A 23,615-nucleotide genomic window follows, 5' to 3' on the forward strand; every position below is an offset into this window, starting at 1 on the left:
TTGTTCGACAAAATTGGACGTTACGCGGATGGTTTCGCTGATCGCCTGAGCGCACTGGGCGAATCGACCATCGGTGCGATGGGTAAGTCCGTCCACGCGATGCTCCTTGGGCTTGGCGGAAACGTCATCGGGGACATCGTCGAATTCCTCAACATGGCGTACGAGCCCATCAAGAAGGGGTTTAAGACGGGCGATTGGAGCGATCTCGGAAACACGATTGCTCAATATGGCGCTGCAGCTGTAATCAGTGCGATCATCGTCACCGGCTCCATAGCGGCCACCGCCGCGGTCGTCGGCGCCGTGAGCGCGACGGCGGCGCCAATCGCTGCAGCGCTCGTTGCTGCAGGTTGGGCGGCGTATGGCCTTTACGATGCGATAACGAATGGCGCGGAGTTGATCGGCAAGATCAGCGCGGATCTCGCCGACATCATTCCCAAGATAGGCGATACCATCGAACGCGGGCTCGCGAGCGCTGCACAAGCCATCGCGTTGATGCAAAAGGTGATCACGGTCGCGTTTGCCAAAGATTTTGCGATCCCGAATTTCGACGGGGTTCTGCAAAACAAATATCTGGCTGACACTTTCGATATTTCACTTCCAGGACGTCTCGAGGGCGGAGACGGAAAGGATCGGTATTACGGCAAGAATAATGCCTATATCGATGGCCGTGCAGGGAATGATGAGATCTACATGATCGATTCTTCCGGTACCGCGCGGGGCGGTAGCGGAAACGATATACTGGTCGGCAGAAACCCGGTTTTTGTTCGCGCTGGACAATACATCAACAAGGAAGATCGAGAGGGAGTTAGTCAACCTCACATCCCTGAGGAGTTGCGCGGCAAGGTAGAAAAGCCGATCGCAACACAAGATCTGCAGTTGGTCCTTGATGGTGGCGAGGGAAGCGACTGGGTCGTCGTGGGCGGCGGCGAACGAGCGATCACTGCTGGTGGCCTCGGTCGCGACTGGATCTTCAACTACTCGAACGGCGGCATCGTCTATGGCGACACCATCAGTGGCTCCTACGAAAAGCCTCTTCTCGATGCCCAGGGGAATCCCATCCTCAATCCTGACGGTACGCCCAAGACAGTTCCGACCCAAGTCGAAGACACGGCAGCAAACAGCGACAATTTCTGGTATTCGCCCAACGTCGTCATCAAGGATGCCCAGCACCATGACGTCCTCAAGTTCTATGGACTGAGTCTCACCGGCGGCAATGCCGAGGGCGGCATTGCCGGTCTCCTGGCGTTCGGTGGCGTTGGTGCTGCCGTTGGCATGGCCAATTTCTACAGTTCGCTGGACGAGAACGGCAAATACGACCCGGCGCGTTCGGTCTATTTCGACCATTTGTTCCCGTGGATGACCTATGTGTTCCGGCCCAACGCCAATGGCGGGCTGGACATGTTCGTCACCAACCAGTTCGATCAGCTCTTCACGGCGGTGTTCGGCGGCACCGCGAGCGACGCCTACAAGGCGCAGCAGGCCCTGGACGCGCAAGGCATCCTGAAGGGCTGGATGAAGGTAGAGAACTTCGACCTCGTCGGCAGCTATATCGGATTCCACCAGGCGGAGCTCACCGGCCAAGGCGACTTCGGCATGGTGTTCAAGGCGGTCAATCCGATTGCCAATCTCATGACGATGCTCGAACCGCTCCTCGGGGTATACGGCATTGCGATCGCCGCGGAGTATGGCGGCAACGTGCTCATCGATCAGGCGGTGACGCTGGCTGCGGCTGCGACGCGATTTGCCAAGGGCATGAAGTGGGCCGACGGCACCGATCCGCTGGTGATCGATCTCGATGGCGATGGCATCGAGACGACCGAGCTCGGGATCAGCCAGGTCTATTTCGACATCGACGGCGATCTGTTTGCCGAGCGCACCGGCTGGCTGAAGGGCGATGACGGCTTCCTGGTCCGCGACGTCAACGGCAATGGCGGGATCGACAACATCTCGGAAATGTTCGGCGGGGTCGGCCAGTCCGGCTTTGCCCAGCTCTCGGCGCTCGATTCCAATGGCGACGGCAAGATTACGCGCGCCGATATCCTGTGGTCCGAACTTAGGGTTTGGCAGGACTACGACCGCGATGGCGTGACCGATGCCGGCGAGCTGAAGACGCTCGACCAGCTCGGCATCGTCACACTCGATCTCGGCGCGACCGCGATCGACATTCGCACCCCGCAAGGCGCCCGGCTCACCGGCTTCGGCGACGTCACCTTCGAAAGCGGCGCCGTCAGGCGCATGTACGATGCCATTCTGGCCTCGAACGATACCGACACGAAATACGCCGGCGAGTCCGGCCGGGCCGACTGGCAGTCCAGTTCGACGCTGGACGTCAAGGGCTTCGGGCGGATAACCAACCTCGCCATCGCCATGGCGAACGACATCGCGCTTGGCGAACTGGTGACGTCCACCGCCGCGGCCATGACCACGCCAAAACTGCGCACGCTGGTGGCGCAGGTCGGCGACGTGCTCGGCGCCTGGGGCGCGGCGCTGGAGCAGACGCGCGAGTTGACGCCGGTGCTGGTCGGCACGGATGTCAATGGCAAGGCCGTGCTGCTCGACCGCGGCGTCTATGTCGAGGACGCCCAGGGCGGTTACTGGACGCTGGCCTCCGGCGCGCCGGTGCTCGACGCGCAAGGCAATGCGATTGCGCGCGCGACGATGCAGGACGTGCTGGCGCAGGCGGCAGCCTCGGGCGCCGGCTGGCGCCTCGAACAGACATGGTCGCCGTCGAGCCGCGAGCAAGCGCCGACCGACCGCGAACCGGCGCCCTATCTGATGGGCGTCGTGAACGGGCGCGCTGTCATCATCGACTACGGCATCAAGCAGGCCGACGGCAGCTGGAAGCTGGCGTCCGATTCCGCCACCAGCTACGCGACCAAGGCCGACATCCTCGCGCTCGCCCATCCGACCGGCACCGAATGGCGGACCGAACAGATCGGTTTCAATCCCTATGCCAATCTTCCGGTCGAGGAGATCGGCGTTCGCTTCACCGACGGCATCGCCATCGACTACACCGTCAAGGTTACCGACCAGGACGGCACCTTCTATGTCTGGGCGCGCAATCTCGATCGCGCCATCGAGCTGGAATGGAAGACCGGCGACAGCCGCGAATTCAACCTGCGCAATTATGCGATCGACTTCGATTCGCTCGACGAGGTGAACTCGACCGACGATTCTACCTATCGCGTCGAAATGCTGACGCCGGCCCAGTTCCATTTCGCGACCTCGCTGGGCGGCATCGATTTCCGCCCGGAGATGCTGACGGCGCAGCTCGACAATGCGACCGGCCACATCGCCTACGCCGTCGGTCCCGGCGGCAGCGCCAACCTCTCGACCGACCCGGCGCAATACGTCTCCGGCATCGCGACCATGATCGACATGCTGCAGCCCGTCATGGAGCAGTATATCGCGACCTCGCGCCGCTATGCGGTCCGTATCGCAATGCAGGGGGGGCTGAAGGACTTCTTCCGGAGCGTCAAGTACGACATCGCCTCCGACAGCTACAAACCGACCACGAACCGCGAGCTCGCCCCGATGTTCGAGGCGATCTTCGCCGGCGCGCCGGCCAGCAACGCCGACGACGCCGTGTTCGATTACCTCGCCGAGTGGAACGGGATCCTCGCTCAGGTCTATCCGGATTATCGTCCCTCGGGTGAAGGCAACCTCACCGGCAGCACGCTCGCCGTCGACCAGGCATTTATCATGCAGATGATGCTGCCGGCCTTCGAGACCGTCGGCGTCGATCTCGACATCCGCGGCGTCGCGCATGCGCTGTCGATCAGCGACGAGCGCATCATCACGCACGCGGCCGGTGACACGATCGTCAACGGTACCGACTCCACCGACTATTTCTACATGACGGAGGGCAGCCAGACGCTGCGCGGAGGGCTTGGCGCGGACTTCTACTTCGTCGGCCGTAATTCCGGCGATGATTTCATCGACGAGAAGGACCATGGCGACGCCGACCAGCTGCGTTTCACGGACGTGCTGTCGACCGACGTCAAGGCGATCCGCGACGGCGAGGATCTGATCCTCCAGATCCGAGGCCGCACCAACACCATCCGCCTGACCGACCAGTTCCTCGGCGAGCGCAACGAGTTGCTGACCAACGGCAACCGGGTCGATTCGGGCGTCAGCGCCATCGTCTTTGCTGACGGCGTGGCCTGGGACCGCTTCCGCATGTCCGTCGAAGTGCTCGACAGGGAGCGCGCCGCAGGACAGTTCAACGACAACCTGACCGGCTCGGGCTCGGCCGACATCCTCTGGGGCGGCAAGGGCAACGACTACATGAGCGGTGGCGCCGGCGGAGACATCTATGTCTTCCAGGCCGGCGACGGACAGGACGTCATCGACGACCTCGGCAACTTCTCCTTCGGGCCGGTCAAGGCCGGCATCGACGTCCTCAGCTTCAAGGCCGGCATCAACGCCGAGAATCTGAAGCTGATCCGCGACGGCGAAAGCGGCAATCTCAAGATCGTCTTCCTCGACGATAACGGTGTCGCGACCGGCGACACGCTCGAGATTATCGGGCAGTTCGCCGGCATCAAGACGGGCATCGGCCTGTTCTCCGAGGCGCTCGGCAGCAGCGACGGTCTCGACTATGTCGCGCCGAACCTGATCGAGCGCTTCACCTTCGATGACGGCTCCAGCCTCGATTTCACGCAGATCGTCGAGAAGGTGCTTCAGAACGCCAAGACCGCGAACGACGACGCGATCTACGGCATGATCAACGCCAACACCCTTGATGGCGGCGCAGGAGACGACTTCCTCTCCGGCAAGGAAGGCGACGACACCTATATCTACGGTCGAAACTACGGCCGCGACGTCATCCTCGACAACGCGATTCCCGGGCTGTTCGATCCGCCGCAGCACGACAAGCTCAAATTCGTCGACGAGATCCGCTGGACCGACCTCGATTTCCTGCGCGACGGTGCGAGCGATACGCTGCGCATGCGTGTCAAGGGCACCAGCGACGAAGTCGTGCTGCAGAACTTCCTCGACACGGTTCCGATCCTGGGTTTCATCAACATCATCGAGGACATCGTCTTCGGCGACGGTACGACCTGGACCGGCTTCAAGCTGGCCCAGCACTATATCGACATCGCCAAGACCCTCGGCAACGACACCATCTACGGCTACGAAGAGCTGTCGGATTCCATCGATGGCGGAGCCGGCGCCGACCGCCTGATCGGCTTCGGCGGCAACGACGTCTACCGTGTCGCGATCGGGGAGGGCAACGACACCATCCTCGACAGCTCGGGCAACGACCAGCTTATCCTGGCCGGCCTCGCGTCGACCGACGTCGATTTCACCCGCACCGCGCTCGATCTGATCATCACGGTCCGCGCCACCGGCCAGCGCTTCGTGCTGGAGAACCAGTATGTGCGCGACGACGGACAGACCTACGCGGTCGAGAACCTCGTCTTCACCGACCGCACCGTGTCGTTCCTCGACGTCAACCCTGAGGACATCGACCTTGTCGGGACCAACGGCGATGACGCGATCACCGGCTCGAATTTCGCTGAAACCCTCGACGGGCGCGCCGGCAACGATACGCTGACCGGAGGCGATGGCGGCGACACCTACAAGTTCGACGCCGGCTACGGCGAGGACGTCATTATCGACCGCCGCGTGCGTGCGAGCTGGTCGGACCGGCGCGGCGTGCAGGTGCCCGTCGACGACGTGGTCCAGTTCGGCGGCGGCATCACCCGCGCCGACGTCGTCTTCACCAAGGACGGCAACGACCTTCTGATCTCGATCACGGGGCGCACCGATACGCTGCGCATCCGCAACCAGTTCCGCGATGCGGAGGACGGCGTCGAGCTGTTCCGCTTCTTCGACGGCTCCACCATCAAGATCTCCGATGTCGAGCAGCTGCTGCAGATTGCCGGCGGAAACCGCGGCGACAACACCATCACCGGCCTGCTCGATCAGGAAAACGTGCTGGACGGGCGCCAGGGTGACGACTCGCTCACCGGCGGCAACCGGGCTGACACCTATGCGTTCTCGGCCGGCTACGGCTTCGATCGCATAATCGAGCAGCCGGACGCGGTCGGCGTCATCGATCGCGTGGTTTTCGGCGCCTCCGTGCATCTCGAGGACATTATCGTCCGCCGCAACGGCAACGACCTGATCATCGATCTCGGCAGCGGCCTCGATGTCCTGACCATCGTCAACGGCCTCTCGGGCACCCGGGTGGAGCAGTTCGAATTCGCCGACGGGCGGATTCTGTCGATCGAAGCCATCATCGACCGCATGCTGACCGGCACTGCGGGCGACGATCACCTGATCGGGTTCGACAACCGCAACGATACGCTCGCAGGCGGCGCCGGACTGGACGCGCTCGAAGGCGGGCTTGGCAACGACACCTACAAATTCGGCATCGGCGACGGCAGCGACAGCGTTTACGATACAGGCGGAATCGACAAGGTCGTGTTCGGCGAGGGCATCACGCCCGAACTGGTCCAGTTCCGCAACATTGACGGCGACCTGCTGATCACGATCGGCAACGGCACCGACCGGCTCGCCATCCTTTCCGGCTATAGCGCGAGGCCGGTCGAGAGCTTCATCTTCGCCGACGGGACGACGCTGTCGATCGAAGAGGTGCGCGGCATCATCCGCGACGGATTGTCGAACGCCGGCCAGGACCGGGTCGACCTGCGCGAATTGCCGACAGACAGCCCGCTGCATCCCGGCGCCGGGCATGACCGTCTCATCCTCGCCCAAAATTCGCGCGTCGCCATCGGCGCGCTGGAAGGCATCGACAGCGTCGAGATGCCCAACGGCGTTACCAGCGCCACGGTGGTGCTCGAGGCCTATGCTTCGAACGATGCGGTCGTCAGGCTCGCCGCGGTCGATTCCACCGACCTGATCATCTCCTTCTCGTCGGGGAGCCAGCTCGTTATCAAGGGTGCGCTTGGCAGCGGCAGCCTGCCCAACATCGAATTCGCCAATGGCGTTGTCTGGGATGCGGCGGCGTTGGTGCAGGCGGCGATCGCCAGCCAGGCGAGCGCTGGAAACGACATCATCGTCGGCAGCAGCCGTGCGGATGCGCTTTCGGGCGGCACCGGCGACGACGCGCTGAGCGGTGGAGCGGGCAACGACAGCTACAGCTTCACGCGCGGCGACGGCCGCGACGTCATTGACGACAACTCCGGCAATGACACGCTCGGCATCACCGGCTACCGGCCCGACGAACTGCGCGTCTCGCAGATCGATCCGGCGCGCAACGAACTCGTGCTGTCCTTCGCCGATTCCACCGACCAGATCGTGCTGCGCTATACCGCGGGCTGGAGCGGCGTCGATACCGTGCGTTTCAGCGACGGCACGACGTTCACCCTCGACCAACTCCGCGACATGGCGGCGGCGGTCGGAACCTGGCAGGATGACCGCATCGTCGGCTCCGCGCGCAACGAGACCTTCGCGGGCGGCGGCGGCGATGACGTCATGGTCGGCGGTGGCGGCGACGACATCTACCGGTTCGGACGCGGTGACGGGCAGGATCGCATCGAGAGCAACGGCTCGGCTGACGGCAAGGGGACGCTGGTGTTCGGCGCGGGCATTGCGCTGGAAGACATCGTCGCGAGCCGTGATGCCGACGGCAACATCGTGCTGTCGATCCGCGGCACCGACGACCGCATCACGCTGGTCGATCCGCCCGGCGACACTGATTCCGTCCTGGCGAAGCTCGTCTTTGCGGATGGCCGCAGCCTGAACTATCGGGCGGTTGCCGCCTCGACCGGGTCGACCGATCGCGATGACCACGTCATCGTCCCCGCCGATATCGCTACCCCCGGCATCGGCTCGGAAATCTTCGGTGGCCTCGGCAACGACCGCATAGAGGGCGGCCGAGGGGCCGATGTCATTACCGGAGGCAAGGGCGACGATCTGCTGGAAGGCGGCAGTGGCGCCGACATCTATTATTTCGGGCGCGGCGACGGGCAGGACACGATCTCCGACGTCGAGATCACGGATGCGTCCAAGGTCGACAAGGTGCATTTTGCAGCCGGCATCCTTCCGAGCGACATCCGCATCCTGTCGGTCGGTCCGAACGACCTCGTGATCGGCATTGCCGGAAGCGACGACCGTCTCACGCTGAAGGATTTGTTCCGCGGGGGCACCGCCTCAACCGACTACGGCGTCGAGCAGTTCGAATTCGCCGATGGCACGGTCTGGCAGCTCGCCGATATCTATTCGCACGCGGCCGCCTCGACCGGGACCGGCGCCGATACGATCGATTTCGGTTCGCAGATCGATATCACCGCCACCCTCGACGGCGGCGCGGGCGACGATGTGCTCGCCGGCGGCATCGGCGACACGACCTATCATTTCGGGCGCGGCTATGGCCACGACACCATCCGCGAAGGCGCGAACTGGACAGGGTCCAACGACACGTTGCGCATCGCGAGCGGCATTGCACCAGCCGATGTCGTCGTCATCCGCGACGGTGACGATATCGTGCTGCGCCTGGTCGGCAGCGACGACCGGCTGACGATTGTTGGCCAGGCAACGGCGAGTGCGCCGCAGATCGATGTGGTGCGCTTCAACGACGGCACGCAATGGAACGTGGCAGCTCTGCTGGCGCGCGCGCTGGCGCCGGACGCGGCCGAGCGCGTGCTGCATCCCACCAGCCCCTCGACCGATCCCTTCGCCGATCCGATCTTCGCGGATGCCAATCCGGGATCCGGCGGCGGCGGGACGTCGGCATCCTCGACGATCGGCCTTGCGCGCTATGAAAGCGTCGCGCAGCCGGTCGGCGGCCTCGCGGTGGTCGGCTCGGCCGCCGCGTTGGGTAACGGCACCTATCAGCTGACACCAGACGCCGGCAACAGGGCCGGCGCGGTCTGGGGCACCATCGATCTTTCGAAGAGCGTCGTCTGGACGACGAAGATGTTCTTTGGCGCCAACGAGAGCGGCGCCGACGGACTCTCCTTCGCGCTTCAGAACAACAGTGCCGGTGCAGTCACGGGCTCCGGCGCCAACGGGATGGGCGCGCTGGTCTCAGGCTCGTTCGGGATCATGTTCGACACCTGGGGGCAGACCCCGGATTTCAGCCGGTTCGTCGTCAACGGCCAAACCGGCGATGAGAATTTCGACACGCGCCACGACTTCGCCCAGCTGGAGGATGCCGCCTGGCACGACGTCGTCATCGCCTGGGACGCGGCGACCAAGACCCTCACCTACAGCGTCGACGGGACGCAGATTGGCACCAAGTCCTACGATGTCGTCGGCACCCTGTTCGGCGGCGATACCACCGTCTGGTACGGCTTCGGCGGCGCGACGGGCGGAGCCAGCAACGACCAGCGGGTCGAGATCGTTTCGGTCGCCACCCGCGAGGCTGCGGGTGCCGATCCGGCGACGGTCGGGACGATCGAGCATATCGGCTCCGGCCTGTTCACGCGTGAGCTCGCCGGCGCGGCCGAACGGAACACCTATAATGTCTTCGTGCCGCTCTCGCGCTGGGGCGAGGGCGTCGACGTCATCACCAATTTCAAGACCGGCGATTCCGGCGATACGTTAAGCATCGCGATTGCCAACGGGCTGCCCGGAACGCTGCTGGCACGCGCCGACGGCTCCGACACGCTGATCTACTTTGCCGAGCAGGGAACGCAGCGCTTTGCCGATGCGCGGCTGCTGCTGCGTCTGGCCGGCGTCTCGCCCGCCAGCCTGACCGGCGTCAATCTCGGCGGCGCACCCTTTACGGTTGTCGTCAACCAGACCCTGAGCGCCAATGGTGCTGGCCTTGTTCAGGGCGGCTGGGGCGACGACACATTCCATGGGGACGACGTTGCCAACACGCTGTCGGGTGGAGCCGGCAACGATACGATCGTCGACGCCCGCAATGGCAACGATACCCTGATCGGCGGGACCGGCAACGACTGGCTGCGCGGCGGCGGTGGTAACGACACCTATGTGTTCAACCGGGGTGATGGCCAGGACATCATCAGCGATTGGAACTACGGCACCGACACGATCCAGTTCGGTACCGGCATCACGGCCGCCGATCTGGTGGTGACGCAAGGCAACAACGGCGAAGATCTCATCATCGCGATCGCGGGGACCGACGACAGGATCACGATCCAGCGGGCCCTCAACGCCGACTGGACCCGGATCGAGCAACTACTGTTCGCCGACGGCAGCACGCTCAGCTACGCGCAAATGCTTGAACGATCGCTGGCGCCGACCACCGGCGACGACACGCTCGCCGGCGACGAGTTTGCCAACACGCTGTCGGGCGGGGCCGGCAACGATACGATACTGGATGCCCGCAATGGCAACGATACCCTGATCGGCGGGACGGGCAACGACTGGCTTCGCGGCGGTGGCGGCGACGACACCTATGTGTTCAATCGCGGTGATGGCCGGGACATCATCAGCGATTGGAACTACGGCACCGACACGATCCAGTTCGGCGCAGGCATCACGGCCGCCGATCTGGTGGTGACGCAAGGCAACAACGGCGAAGATCTCATCATCGCGATCGCGGGGACCGACGACAGGATCACGATCCAGCGGGCCCTCAACGCCGACTGGACCCGGATCGAGCAACTACTGTTTGCCGACGGCAGCACGCTCAGCTACGCGCAAATGCTTGAACGATCGCTGGCGCCGACCACCGGCGACGACACGCTCGCCGGCGACGAGTTTGCCAACACGCTGTCGGGCGGGGCCGGCAACGATACGATACTGGATGCCCGCAATGGCAACGATACCCTGATCGGCGGGACGGGCAACGACTGGCTTCGCGGCGGTGGCGGCGACGACACCTATGTGTTCAATCGCGGTGACGGTCAGGACATCATCAGCGATTGGAACTACGGCACTGACACGATCCAGTTCGGCGCCGGCATCGCGGCCTCCGATCTGCAGGTGACGAAAAGCAACAACGGCGAAGACTTCATCATCGCGATCCTGGGCACTGACGACAGGATCACGATCCAGCGAGGCATCACCGCCGACTGGACCCGGATCGAGCAACTGCGTTTCGCGGATGGCAGTACGCTCAGCTACGCCGAAATGCAGGCGCTGATCGCTGCCAACGACCTGAACGGACTGACCGCAATTGGCGTGGCGACGGGCAATGGTATTGTCGGCGAAGATGCAGCCGAATTCCTCGATGCGTCCGCCTATTCGGTCGGCGTCACGCTGGACGGGCGCGGCGGCTACGACAATCTCAACGGCAGCGCCTATGCCGACATCCTGATCGGCGGCACAGGCAACGACACACTGACGGGCAACGCAGGCGCGGACACCTATCGCTTCTCGGCCGGTTTCGGCCAGGATGTCATCCAAGACTACACTTGGAACGGTACCAACAACATCATCGAGTTCGATTCCTCGTTCTCGATCGACGATTTCGTGCTGGAGGCGTCTGTCTGGGACTACGGCAACGGCAACTTCGACTTCGGGGAGGCGCGGCTGCGCTTCGCCGGCAGCGACGACCGGATCTCGATCAGCGATCTCGATGCGATCGAGCAAATCCGCTTTGCCGACGGCACCGTGCTCAATCGGCAGCAGATGTTCGAGCGAGCGGTCGGCTATGGGGACAATGACCGCTATGTGTACGCGTCGAATGCAACAGTCGCGGACACCCTCACCGGCACAGCAAAAGACGACCGGCTCGATGGCCGTGGCAACGACGACACCCTGAGCGGTGGCGCCGGCAACGACACTCTCTATGGCGGCAGTGAAGACGACATCCTGATCGGCGGAACCGGCAACGACCATTTGTCGGGCGACGAAGGTGCCGATGTCTATCGTTTCTCGGCGGGCTTCGGCCATGACGTCATCTACCCCGGTGAAATCGGGCTCGACTGGATCGAGTTCGATTCCAGCCTGACTCCGGCCGATATCGAGCTGCAGCGCCCCTATGGTTGGGAGGGCGACCTCACAAGCACCCTGCTCATTCGGGTGAGGGGCACCGAAGACGTCATCGAAATCTCCTACGCACTCGGCGAGGAGCATTACCAGGACATCGCCGGAATCCGCTTTGCGGACGGAACGATCTGGACGATGGCCGACATCGTCAACGCCGCGGTGCCGACGCCTGGAATCACCATGGTAGGCGCTGTTGCTGACGATACGCTGATCGGCACGGCGACCGCCGACAATCTCAATGGGGGCGGCGGCGAAGATACCCTTGTCGGCGGCGCGGGAGACGACGGCCTATCGGCCGGGGACGGCGACGACATTCTGGACGGCGGTGCAGGCGCTGATTACCTCTCGGGCGGCGATGGCTCGGATACCTATCGCTTCTCCGCTGGTTTCGGCAAAGACGAGATCAATGATATCCGAGAAGAAGGCTCGGCGAATGCGATCGTTTTCGATTCGACAATCGCGGCCGCCGACATCGCCGTCTATTTCTCGCACGACAGCCATGATCTGATCCTGAAGTCGGTCGTAAACGGCGACTCCATCATCATCTACGGCGCCTATGACGACGAAGCGTCCGGCATCGATGAAGTCCGTTTCGACGACGGGACGATCTGGATGCGCGACCAGCTGGTTGCCAACGCCGTCGAACTGCCGGGCAGCGCGATCGAGGGTGACGGGACCGATCAGACGCTCAACGGGAGCGCCTTCGACGACAACATCGAGGGCGGTGATGGAAACGAAATCATCGTCGGTGCGGCCGGCAACGACTCAATTTATGCCGGAGCCGGGAATGACATCCTGATCGGCGGGGCCGGCAACGACCTGATGACCGGAAACCTGGGCGATGACACCTATCGCTTCTCGGCCGGTTTCGGCTCGGATCGCGTTTTCGCGTCGTATTGGGAAGGCGGCGGCAGCGACATCGTCGAGTTCGACGCGACGATTGCCGCGGCGGACGTTCACCTGACCCTTCAGGGACCCGATATATCCTGGGGTGTGCTGCTCACCATCGACGGCAGCACAGACCAGCTCTTCATGGGCTCGATCGGTGAACTCGACGAGATACATTTCGACGACGGCACCATCTGGACCTACGACGACATCCTGTCACGCGCTCAGTCATGGCTGGGCGTCGAGCTCTATGGCGACCAGGGTTCGGAGATCCTGGGAACCAGCGGCTGGGATCGGCTGTCGGCCAATTACGGTGTGGGTTCCCTGATCGTGGGCTATGCCGGCCACGATCTCCTCAATGGCTCCCAGGCCGATGACATATTGGATGGAGGAACCGGCGACGACGTGCTGGCGGGCGACTTTGGGGCGGACACCTACCGCTTTTCGGCCGGCTTCGGCCAGGATTTGATCTACGAGAGGGGAGAGGTCAACCACATCGTCTTCGACGCGACGATTTCGTCCGGCGACATCATCATCGAGCACGAGCGTACCGGCGGCGATTTTCCCCAGCAGGTCGTGATCTTGCGCGTAGCGGGGACCGAAGACCGCATCACGCTGAATGGCGGCTTCGACGACAGCGACTACGACATTCGCTTTGCCGACGGCACGGTATGGAATTCCGACGACATCAGGGAGCGCTGGAGCCTGATCGAACACCCATATCTGCCCGGCGATCAAGGCGCGCCGATGATCGGCGGCGCGACCAACGACTCGATGTACGGCGCGGACGGCAATGACGTCATCGAAGGGCGCGGTGGTAACGACAGCCTTTCCGGCTCCTACGGTAACGATATCCTGACTGGAGGGGCGGGCAGCGATCAGCTGTATGGTGATAGCGGCAACGACACCTACCGCTTCTCGGCCGGCTTCGGCGAAGATCGAATCTACGACTCTCCCTACGATGTTAATGTCATCGAGTTCGATGCGACGATCAATCCGGCTCAGGTGAGCGTCCTGAGCGATTCATCCGATCTTTGGGGCACCTTCTATCTGTCTTTCGCCGGGACCGAGGATCGGATCTGGATCTCGCGCAACGGCCACGATGCCGTGATCTCGGAAGTCCGGTTTGCCGATGGCACGGTCTGGACCGCGGCCGACCTCGAGGCCCGCCTGGCCTATTCGGACAAGCCCACGATCACCAGCTCCGCTGCCGGCGCGCAAATGCTCGGCACCGCCGGCAGCGACACGCTGACCGGCACCGCCGGCCCGGACGAAATCAACAGCGAGACGGCCGTTCAATGGCGGCAGGTCGGCGACAACCTTCTCGTCAATGGAAGCTTCGAGCAACTTGCCGCCGATGCCAGCCCGCAGAGCTGGGGTTACTCGGCGACCACCATGCCGGGCTGGACCAGGGTCAACAGCACCCAGCCGGTCACGACGCAGGGCTTCGAACAGATCAATTCCGGCTACAACAATATCGCCGCGACCGACGGCAATTATTGGCTCGATCTCGACGGAACCGGCACCGGAGGCGGCAACAGCAACCTGCACATCGTGCAGGACGTCACGGGCCTCGCCGAGGGCGAAAACCTTCTCATCCAGTTCGACCATGCCAACCGCACATATGATGCGAACGGCTCGTTCGAGGTGCTGTGGAACGGCGTCGTCGTCGCAAGCTTCAGCAATAGCTACACCGCCATGACGCATTCCAGCATCCTGGTGACGACAATTGCTGGAACCAACCAACTCGGCTTCCGCAGCACCGGGTACGCGGACTCAACCGGCGCTTCGCTCGACAATGTGAAGCTCACGCGCACGGAGGCGGTCGCGAGTTCGGTCGTCGGCAACGACGTCCTGTCCGGCCTCGACGGCAACGACCTGATCCGGGGCGGTGCCGGCAACGACACGATCTCCGGAGGCAACAACAACGACACGCTCTACGGCAATGGCGGCAACGACGCCATCAACGGCGATGCCGGCACTGACATCCTGATCGGCGGCAAGGGCAGCGACAATCTGGCCGGCGGGGCCGGCAACGACGTCTATCGTTTCGCAGCCGGCGATGGTCAGGACACGATCACCGATTCGTCGGGCATCGACCGGATCGAGTTCGGCGCCGGAATCGACCCGGCCGACGTCACCGTAGCGCTGATCGGCAATTCATCGACGCTCGCGATCACCTTCCGCAACAGCGACGACCGCATCACCATCAACTACGGATCGGCGACCGACGGCAGCGCGATCGAGAGCTTCAGCTTCGCCAACGGCACCGTCTGGAATTTTGCCGACATCGCGGCGCGATGGAAGACGCCGACCTCGGGCTCCGACATCATCCTCGGGACGAGCGAAAGCGAAACGCTGGCGGGCGGCGCAGGCAACGACAGCCTGTTCGCCTCCGGCGGGACCGACACGCTGCTCGGCGAAGCCGACGACGACGTCCTGACCGGGTCGGACGCCGCCGATATCCTGGTCGGTGGAACCGGCAACGACACGCTTTTGGGCAGGTACGGCGACGACGTCTATCGCTGGGGTCGCGGCGACGGCAACGACACGCTCACCGACTACGGCGGGGTCGACCGCATCGAGATCGGCGCCGGCGTCGCGCCCGACGACGTCAAGGTCATCGCGATCGACGCACGGAGCCTCGTGCTGCGGATTCGCGACACCGGGGAGGAGCTCAAGCTCACCGATGTCCTCTGGACAGCGGATAACGTCATCGAGAGCGTCGCTTTCGCTGATGGCACCGTCTGGACGGTGACTGAACTCAGGAACCAGTCCTTCATCGGCGGGGAGGGTGCCGACACCACGATCGGAACAAGCGAGGCGAACCGTCTCGACGGCCGCGGCGGCAATGACAGTCTCAGCGGCCTCGGCGGCGCCGACATCCTTCTCGGCGGTGACGGCAACGACGCGCTGGATGGCGGCCTTGGAGTCGATCGCCTGGTCGGCGGCCTTGGCGGCGATATGCTCACCGGCGGCGCCGGTGCCGACACCTACGTGTTCGCGGCCGGCGACGGCATCGACACCGTCACCGAGAACGGTGACGAGGCGACCGATACCTTGCGGATCGAAGGCTACAGCCTGTCGCAGATCCGCTTCGGCGCGCTCGGGCAGGATCTCATCATCCGCTTCTCCGGAAGCACCGACCGCATCATCGTCCGCAACGGTCTAGGGACTGGCGTCAGCGGCCTCGTCGATTCTTTCGACATTGCCGTCGACGGCATCACGCTATCGCTCGCCGACATCCGCACGCGTCTGGTCGACGACGTCGCCGTCAGCGGCGAATGGCTGGTCGGCGGCGCCACCGACGATACGCTCACCGGCGGCAATGGCGACGATTATCTCAGGGGTGGCGACGGGGCCGACACCCTCTCGGGTGCCGACGGCAACGATCATTTCGCCGACCTTTCGGCCGACAGCTCAATCGACACGCTGACCGGCGGCGCCGGCCGCGACACCTACTACTTCCTTCCGGTCCGGCCGGGCGCGGAGCCTGTTGTCGCTGACATCATCACCGACTTCCAGGCTGGAGCCGGCGGTGACGTGATCCGCCTGTTGTCCAGCAATCCGAATCCCTTCGAGGGCGGCGGTATCTGGCTGGCGCAATCGGGAAGCGACACGGTCGTCATGATGCGCGCGACGTCGGGGCCCGACCAGGTGCTGCTGCGCCTGCTCGGCATCGACGCCACCACGCTCACACCGGCGAATTTCGACGGCGTTCCGATCGCTATCGACAATTCGATTAACATCAACGACGACGACAGCGGCCATGTCCTGAGCGGCAGCGCGCTCAATGACCGCATCTTCGGCAATGGCGGTAACGACACCATCCATGGCTTCGCCGGCAATGACCGGCTCGCCGGCGGCGCCGACAACGACCTGATCGATGGCGGTCTCGGCGATGACCTGATCGCCGGTCAGGAGGGCGCCGACCATATCATCGGCGGCGGCGGTAGCGACATCATGTCGGGCGGCACCGGTGACGACGTCGTCATCGGGTTCGGCGACGGCAGTTTCGCTTCCGATACCGACGTGTTCGAAGGCGGAGAGGGCGATGATCGGCTCTCCGGCGGCACCGGCACCGACATCTACCACTTCGCGCGCGGCGACGGGCGTGACATCATCGTCGATCTCGGCGGCAACGACCGTATCGAGTTCGTCCCCGGAATCGTCGCCGGCGATGTCAGTATCGTGCAGGTCGGTCGCGATATCGAATTGCGGATCGCCAATGACGGCGGTCGCGTCCGGTTGACCGGCGCGCTCGACGGCACCAGCGCCATCGAGACGGTGGCCTTCGCCGATGGCAGCACGTGGAACTGGAGCGAGGTGCTGACACGATCCTTGCCGGGATCGGCCGGTGACGACACGCTCGCCGTTCCCGTCACCTTTGAAAACGATCTCATCACTCTTGACGGCCTGGCCGGCAACGACGTTCTGCAGGGCGGCGGAGGCGCCGACACACTGATCGGCGGCACCGGCAATGACGTCCTCAAGGGTGGGGCCGGCGACGATACCTATGTGTTCGCCCGCGGCGACGGTCAGGACACCATCCTCGACACCGGGACCAACACGCTCAGCTTTGCCGCCGGCATCCTGGCGACCGAGGTGCGCGCCGTGCGCGGGGCCACGAATCTCGTCCTCGAGATCGTCGGCACCGGCGACCGCGTCGATCTCGGCTCGCCTGCTGCGCCGGGCATGGGCGTCTCGCGCGTCACTTTCGCCGACGGTACGGTCTGGACCGAGGCGACGCTCATCGCGCTGGCGCGGGCGGCGACGGATGGGGATGACGTCATCCAGGGAGACGATTTTGACAATGCGCTCGCCGGCGGCGCCGGCGACGACATCCTGATCGGCTACGCTGGAACGGATACGCTAGACGGGGGCGCGGCGAACGACCGCCTCGAAGGCGGCAGCGGCGACGACACCTATTTGTTCTCGGCCAATGGCGGTCACGACCGCATCGCCGATACCGCCGGCAATGACGCGTTGTTGCTGGCAGCAGACATCTCGCCTGCCGACATAACGGTCTCGCAGAGCCGGGACGGAGCCCATTTCACGCTCATCGTCAAGTCGACCGGCGCGCGGATCACCATCGAGAACGCACTCGGCGCCGGCGGGATCGAACAAATCCGCTTTGCCGACGGCACGGTCTGGGCGACCGCCGACCTCATCGCGCGTGCGCCGAGCTTCGATGATGACGTGCTCACCGGAGATGCCGGCGCCAACGTCATGATCGGCGGGCTCGGAAACGACCACCTGTCCGGCGTCGCAGGCAACGACACCTACCGCTTCGCCCGTGGCGACGGCAGCGACGTCATCGACGACAAGTCGTCCTCGATGGGCGACCGCCTCGAGATATCAGGCTATACCGCCGCCGAGATCAGCTTCCATCGTCTGGCCGCCGACAGCGACGATGTCGCCATTCGCTTTGCCGGCACGACCGACCAGATCGTCATCGTTGACGCCCTCGGCGCCAACTCTGCCGGGATCGAGACGATCGCACTCGCCGACGGGACCCAGTTCACCGTCGCCGACATGCGTCTGGCGATCCTCGCCAGCCTTTCGACCGACGGCAACGACATCATCATCGGCACCGACGGTGCCGATACGCTGATGGGCGGCAAGGGCAGCGATCTCGTCCAGGGCGGTTACGGCAACGACACCTATATCTATCGTCGCGGCGATGGCGATGACCGGATCGATGCGGTTTTCTCCGGAACGGATGTCCTGAGCCTGACCGACTACAACGTTGCGGACGTGGTCTCCGCGGTTCGCGCCGGTCCCGACAGCAACGATCTCGTGCTCACCTTCTCGGGGGCCGGCGATCGCGTGGTGCTGATCGACGCCCTGAACTGGTCCAACGGCTCGTTTAACGGCCTTGCGGTGCGTTTTGCCGACGGTACGGTCTGGAACCGGGATGCCATGCGGGCCCGTGCGCTGTCCGACATCGACGGGTCAGGCAATGACAACATCTACGGCTTCGACGGTGCTGACAGCTTCGCCGCGCGGGCAGGCAATGATTTGCTCTCCGGCGCAGCCGATGGCGATCACTATGTGTTCGGCCGCGCCGCGGGCAATGACACGATCGTCGATTCCGGCACGTCGGGAACCGACACGGTCCAGATTCTGGATTTCGCGTCCACCGATGCGAGTGTCGAGCAGCTCTATCGCGGCTCCGAAGCCATCATCATTCGCTTCACGGGCAATAGCGCCGACAGCCTGACCGTGTTCGATGCGCTCTCGACCGACGCCAAGGGCATCGAGAGCTACGTGTTCGCCGACGGCGTGACCTGGACCAAGGAAACCCTGAGAGAGTTGCTCGGCAACCGCGCGCCGACCGCCATCGGTGACGGCTTCTTCTCCGTCACGACCGGCGTCGAACTTGTCATCACGGCGGCCGACATCCTGCGCAACGACTTCGATGCCGATGGCGACACGCTGACGATCATCGGCGTCGACGCGGGCAGTTCCGGCGTTGCCACGATCGATGCCCAGGGCAACATCCACTACACCGCGACCAACGGCTACTACGGTTCGGCCTCGATCACCTACACGATTGCCGACGGCCATAACGGCTTTGCCACGGCCTCGATCGATCTTCGGGTGCGCCCGGTCGCGACCGCCTATCCAGACAGCGGCTTCACCGTCGCCGAAGACGGCTCGCTGGTGATCCGCGTCGAGCGGCTGCTGGCGAACGACCTCGATGGCGATCGCATGATCGTCGGCCAGGTGATTGGCGCGGTGAACGGATCGGTCGCGCTGTCGAGCGATGGCAACATCTCGTTCACGCCGAACGCCAATTTCAACGGCACGGCCGAGTTCACCTATGTGGCCAACACCCCCGAGGGCGGCCGCGCCGAAGCCAAGGTCGTCATCCAGGTGACGCCGGTCAATGACGCGCCGGTCGCCCATAACGATACCGCCGAGGCGATCGCTGAAGGCACGACCTTCACGCTCGATCAGAGCACCTTGCTCGCGAACGACACGGATATCGATGGCGACGGGCTCACCATCCAGTCGGTCCAGTCCAATGCCGACGTTGCCGTGACGATCGGGGAGGACGGCCTGATCCACGTCGCGCCGCGCTCCTATTTCTGGGGCAATACCTGGTTCGACTACGTTGTCGCCGACTCCAGTGGAGCGACCTCGACGGGCCGCGTCAGCTTCACGGTCACGCCGGTCAATGATGCGCCGGAACTGCATGATGATCGTTTCGAGACGACCGATTCCGGCGATCCGATCCGCGAAGACAATCCGATCGTCATCAGCGCCGCACGCCTGCTTGCCAACGATATCGAGCACGACGGCGAGACGATGACGATCACGGCCGTCCGCAACAGCCATGGCGGCAACGCGACGCTGCTTGAAAACGCGACGGTCCTCTTTACGCCGACCACCGATTTCAACGGCGATGCGTGGTTTGAGTATCAGGTCGACGACGGTCATGGCGGAATCAGCTGGGCGCGCGCGACGCTCGCCTACCAGGCGGTCAATGACCTGCCGGTCGCGCGCAACGACAGCTACACCGACCAAACCTTGCCGATCCTGCGCGGCCTCGAAGACAATGCGATCGAGATTCCGATCATCGAGCTCCTGAAGAACGACTTCGATCCCGAAGGCTTCTCGGTCCAGTTCGAGAGCGCCGGCAACGCGGTCCATGGCGATATCGAGATTACCGACCACGGTACCATCATCTTCAGGCCCGATGCCGACTTCTGGGGCGAGGCGACCTTCAGCTACCTCGTTACCGACAATGAAGGCGCGGTCGACGGCGCCACGGTGACCATGTGGTTCGAGAATGTTGGCGATGCTGCGCCGGTCGCGCGCCGCGACGTCATCTATGTGAATGAGGATATCCCGGTCGTCATTCCGATTTCCGAACTGCTGGCCAATGACACCGATATCGATCGCGATCCGCTCCGCCTGTTGGGCTGGCGTCTGTCGACGCCGCTCGATGCGCCGATCTTCGGCGGAGATGCCGGTCAGAAGCTGAACGGCACCATTGAATATGACGGCAACGGCAATCTGGTCTTCACGCCCAATCGGGACGCGAGCCAAAGCTCGGGCTTCGTCTACAGGGTTACCGATGACGCCGACGGCGAGGCCGAAGGCTATGTCGACATCATCGTCGTGCCGACGAACGACGATCCGACCGTCGGGCAGGACGACGGCTTCGTGACGCCGCTCGATGCGCCGCTGGTGCTGCGCGTCAGCGACCTCCTCAAGAACGACTACGACACCGAGCAGGCCGACCATGACGGCGACGGCGTGATCGATGACGATCTGGATAATCCGAACCGCGCCCGGCCGACCTTCTTCGGCGTCGACGGCGTCTTTGATGCGGACGCGCTTGCCCTGGGCCAGCGCGTGCCGCGCGGGACGGCCGAGGTCGTCGATTGGAACGGCGAGAAGTTCATCGTCGTGCGCTTCGCCACGGGCTTTACCGGCAATGTTGCGGTCGAATACCGCATTGCCGACGCCGACGGTGCGACCGACACCGGCTTTGCGATGGCTTCGGTCGCCGACAGCTATAACGGACTGCTGCGCGGGACCGTGAGGGCGGACTACCTTGCCGGCACAGCCGGCGCCGACCTGATCCAGGCATTGGGCGGAAACGACTTCATCCTGGCCGGCGAAGGCAACGACACGATCGAGGCCGCCAGCGGTGACGATCGCATCGATGCAGGTGCCGGCGACGACTGGATCGACGGCGGCGATGGCGCCGACCACATCACGGGCGGCGACGGTTTCGACACGGTCAACTTCGAGAACTCCGATATCGGCCTTCGCGCCGACCTCGAATCCCGCGTCGGCCAGGGCGGCTACGCACAGGGCGATACCTATCTCGGCGTCGAAGCGCTCGTCGGCTCGCAATTCACCGACCAGCTCGGCGGCGACGCCGGCGACAATCGGCTCGAAGGACTTGCCGGCAACGACCTCCTCGAGGGACGCGGCGGCAACGACACCCTGCTGGGTGGTGAGGGCGACGATCTCCTGAACGGCGGCGCAGGCGCCGACATGCTCGCCGGTGGGGCCGGCAGCGACACCGCCGACTACAGCTTCGGCGCAACCGGCGTGTCGATTTCGCTGGCGGCCGGCACTGCCCATGGCGGCGATGCCGAGGGCGATGTTCTGACTGATATCGAGAACCTGACCGGTACCGATGTCGACGACGTCATGGAGGGCAATGCCGGCGCGAACATCCTGTCGGGTGGTCGCGGCAATGACATCCTGACCGGCGGCGCCGGTAATGACACCTTGATCGGCGGCCGTGACGCGGACCAGCTGATCGGTGGCGACGGCGTCGATATCGCCGACTACACGCTATCGGCCGAAGCCGTCATCGTCGACATGGCCAACGGTGCGGCCGGCGGCGGCGACGCCTTGGGTGATACTTTCACCGGCATCGAAATCGTCCAGGGCTCCTACCAGAACGATACGATCCGCGGCGACGGCGGTGACAACCGCATCCGCGGCGGGCGCGGCGCCGACATCATCGACGGACGGGGCGGCTTCGACATCGCCGATTACAGCCGGGCCGACGAGGGCGTGGGGGTCAATCTTTCGACCGGCCTTGGCGCGTCGGGGGAAGCTGCCGGGGACCAACTCGCCTCGATCGAGATGCTGGTCGGTTCGCTCTGGGCCGACCAATTGATCGGCAGCAGCGGCGATGACCGGTTCCAGGGCCTTCGCGGCAGCGACACGATCGCGGGCGGGGCGGGCTCCGACACCTATCTGTTCGGATTCGACGACGGCGCAGACGTCATCGCCGAGCAGGGTGCGGAAACCGATATCGACCGCCTGGTGCTGTCCTCGCCAATCGCACCGAAGGACGTTTCGGTGATCCGCGAAGGCAACGACCTGCTGCTCGAGTTCGAACGGCAGGACGGCTTCCTGGTCGACACCGTGCGCGTGACCGACCATTTCCTCGGACGTGAAACCGGCATCGAGGAGGTCGTCTTCGGCAACGGGACGATCTGGACGCGTGATCGGATCGATGAGTTGCAGCAGCTTGGCCGCTTCAACGCCGCCGACGATATCGTGCACCTCGCCATCGAGGACGAGCCTGTTATCATCGACCCGGCCACCCTGTTCGACAACGATGGCGACCTGGACGTGGCAAACCTCACGCTCGTGGGTGTCGGCCAGCCGGTGAACGGCACCGTGCATGTGCGCGAGGACGGCAGGATCGAGTTCCTCGGCGCGCCGAACTTCAACGGCGACGCGTTCTTCTCCTATACGGTGCGCGACCAGTTCGGCCGCGAGTCCACCGCCCGGGTCGAGGTCAATCTCTCGGCCATCAACGACGCGCCGACGGCGGTTGATGACGCCCTGGTCCATGGGGTCGAGGATCAGATCCTGCGTATTCGGATCGATACGCTGCTCGCCAACGATTTCGATGTCGATGGCGACGCCAATCTGGAAGAACTGCGCATCATCTCGATCGCGCCGCTGACCAACGCGGCCGGAGAGGCGATCGACAGCTACAAGCACCCCGACTACCGGTTCGAAGCCAGCAACGTCAGCGCGCAGATCGACGGCGACTATATCGAGTTCAAGCTGCGTCCGGACTATTTCGGCGCGGCCGGCTTCATCTACACGCTGACCGACGCCAGCGGTGCGACCTCGACGGCCAAGGTCGAGATCTCGATCTCGCCGGTCAACGACGCACCGCGCGACCGCGACACCTATAGCTGGATTCGCCTCGGTCAGGACACGACCGTCACCGTTGCCGATCTGATGGCCAATACCCACGACATCGAGGGCGACAGCTTTACCTTCGTTGGTCTCCATGGCGGCATCGACGGCAACCCCGGCAACAATGGCGGCGTTATCTTCGACGAGGCGAC

At 64.0% G+C, this 23,615-nt stretch carries 1 protein-coding gene (running past one end of the window); it reads left to right on the top strand.

Annotated elements, in window-relative coordinates:
* Positions 1-23,615 carry the 5' portion of a tandem-95 repeat protein gene (locus V1292_RS21580; protein WP_334374685.1) on the top strand. The gene runs 8,296 nt beyond the window's last position, so 23,615 of the gene's 31,911 nt are visible here — the first part of the coding sequence; its start codon is at positions 1-3; its stop codon lies off the right edge, out of view.

This window comes from Bradyrhizobium sp. AZCC 1719, assembly GCF_036924525.1.
Lineage (GTDB): Bacteria > Pseudomonadota > Alphaproteobacteria > Rhizobiales > Xanthobacteraceae > Bradyrhizobium.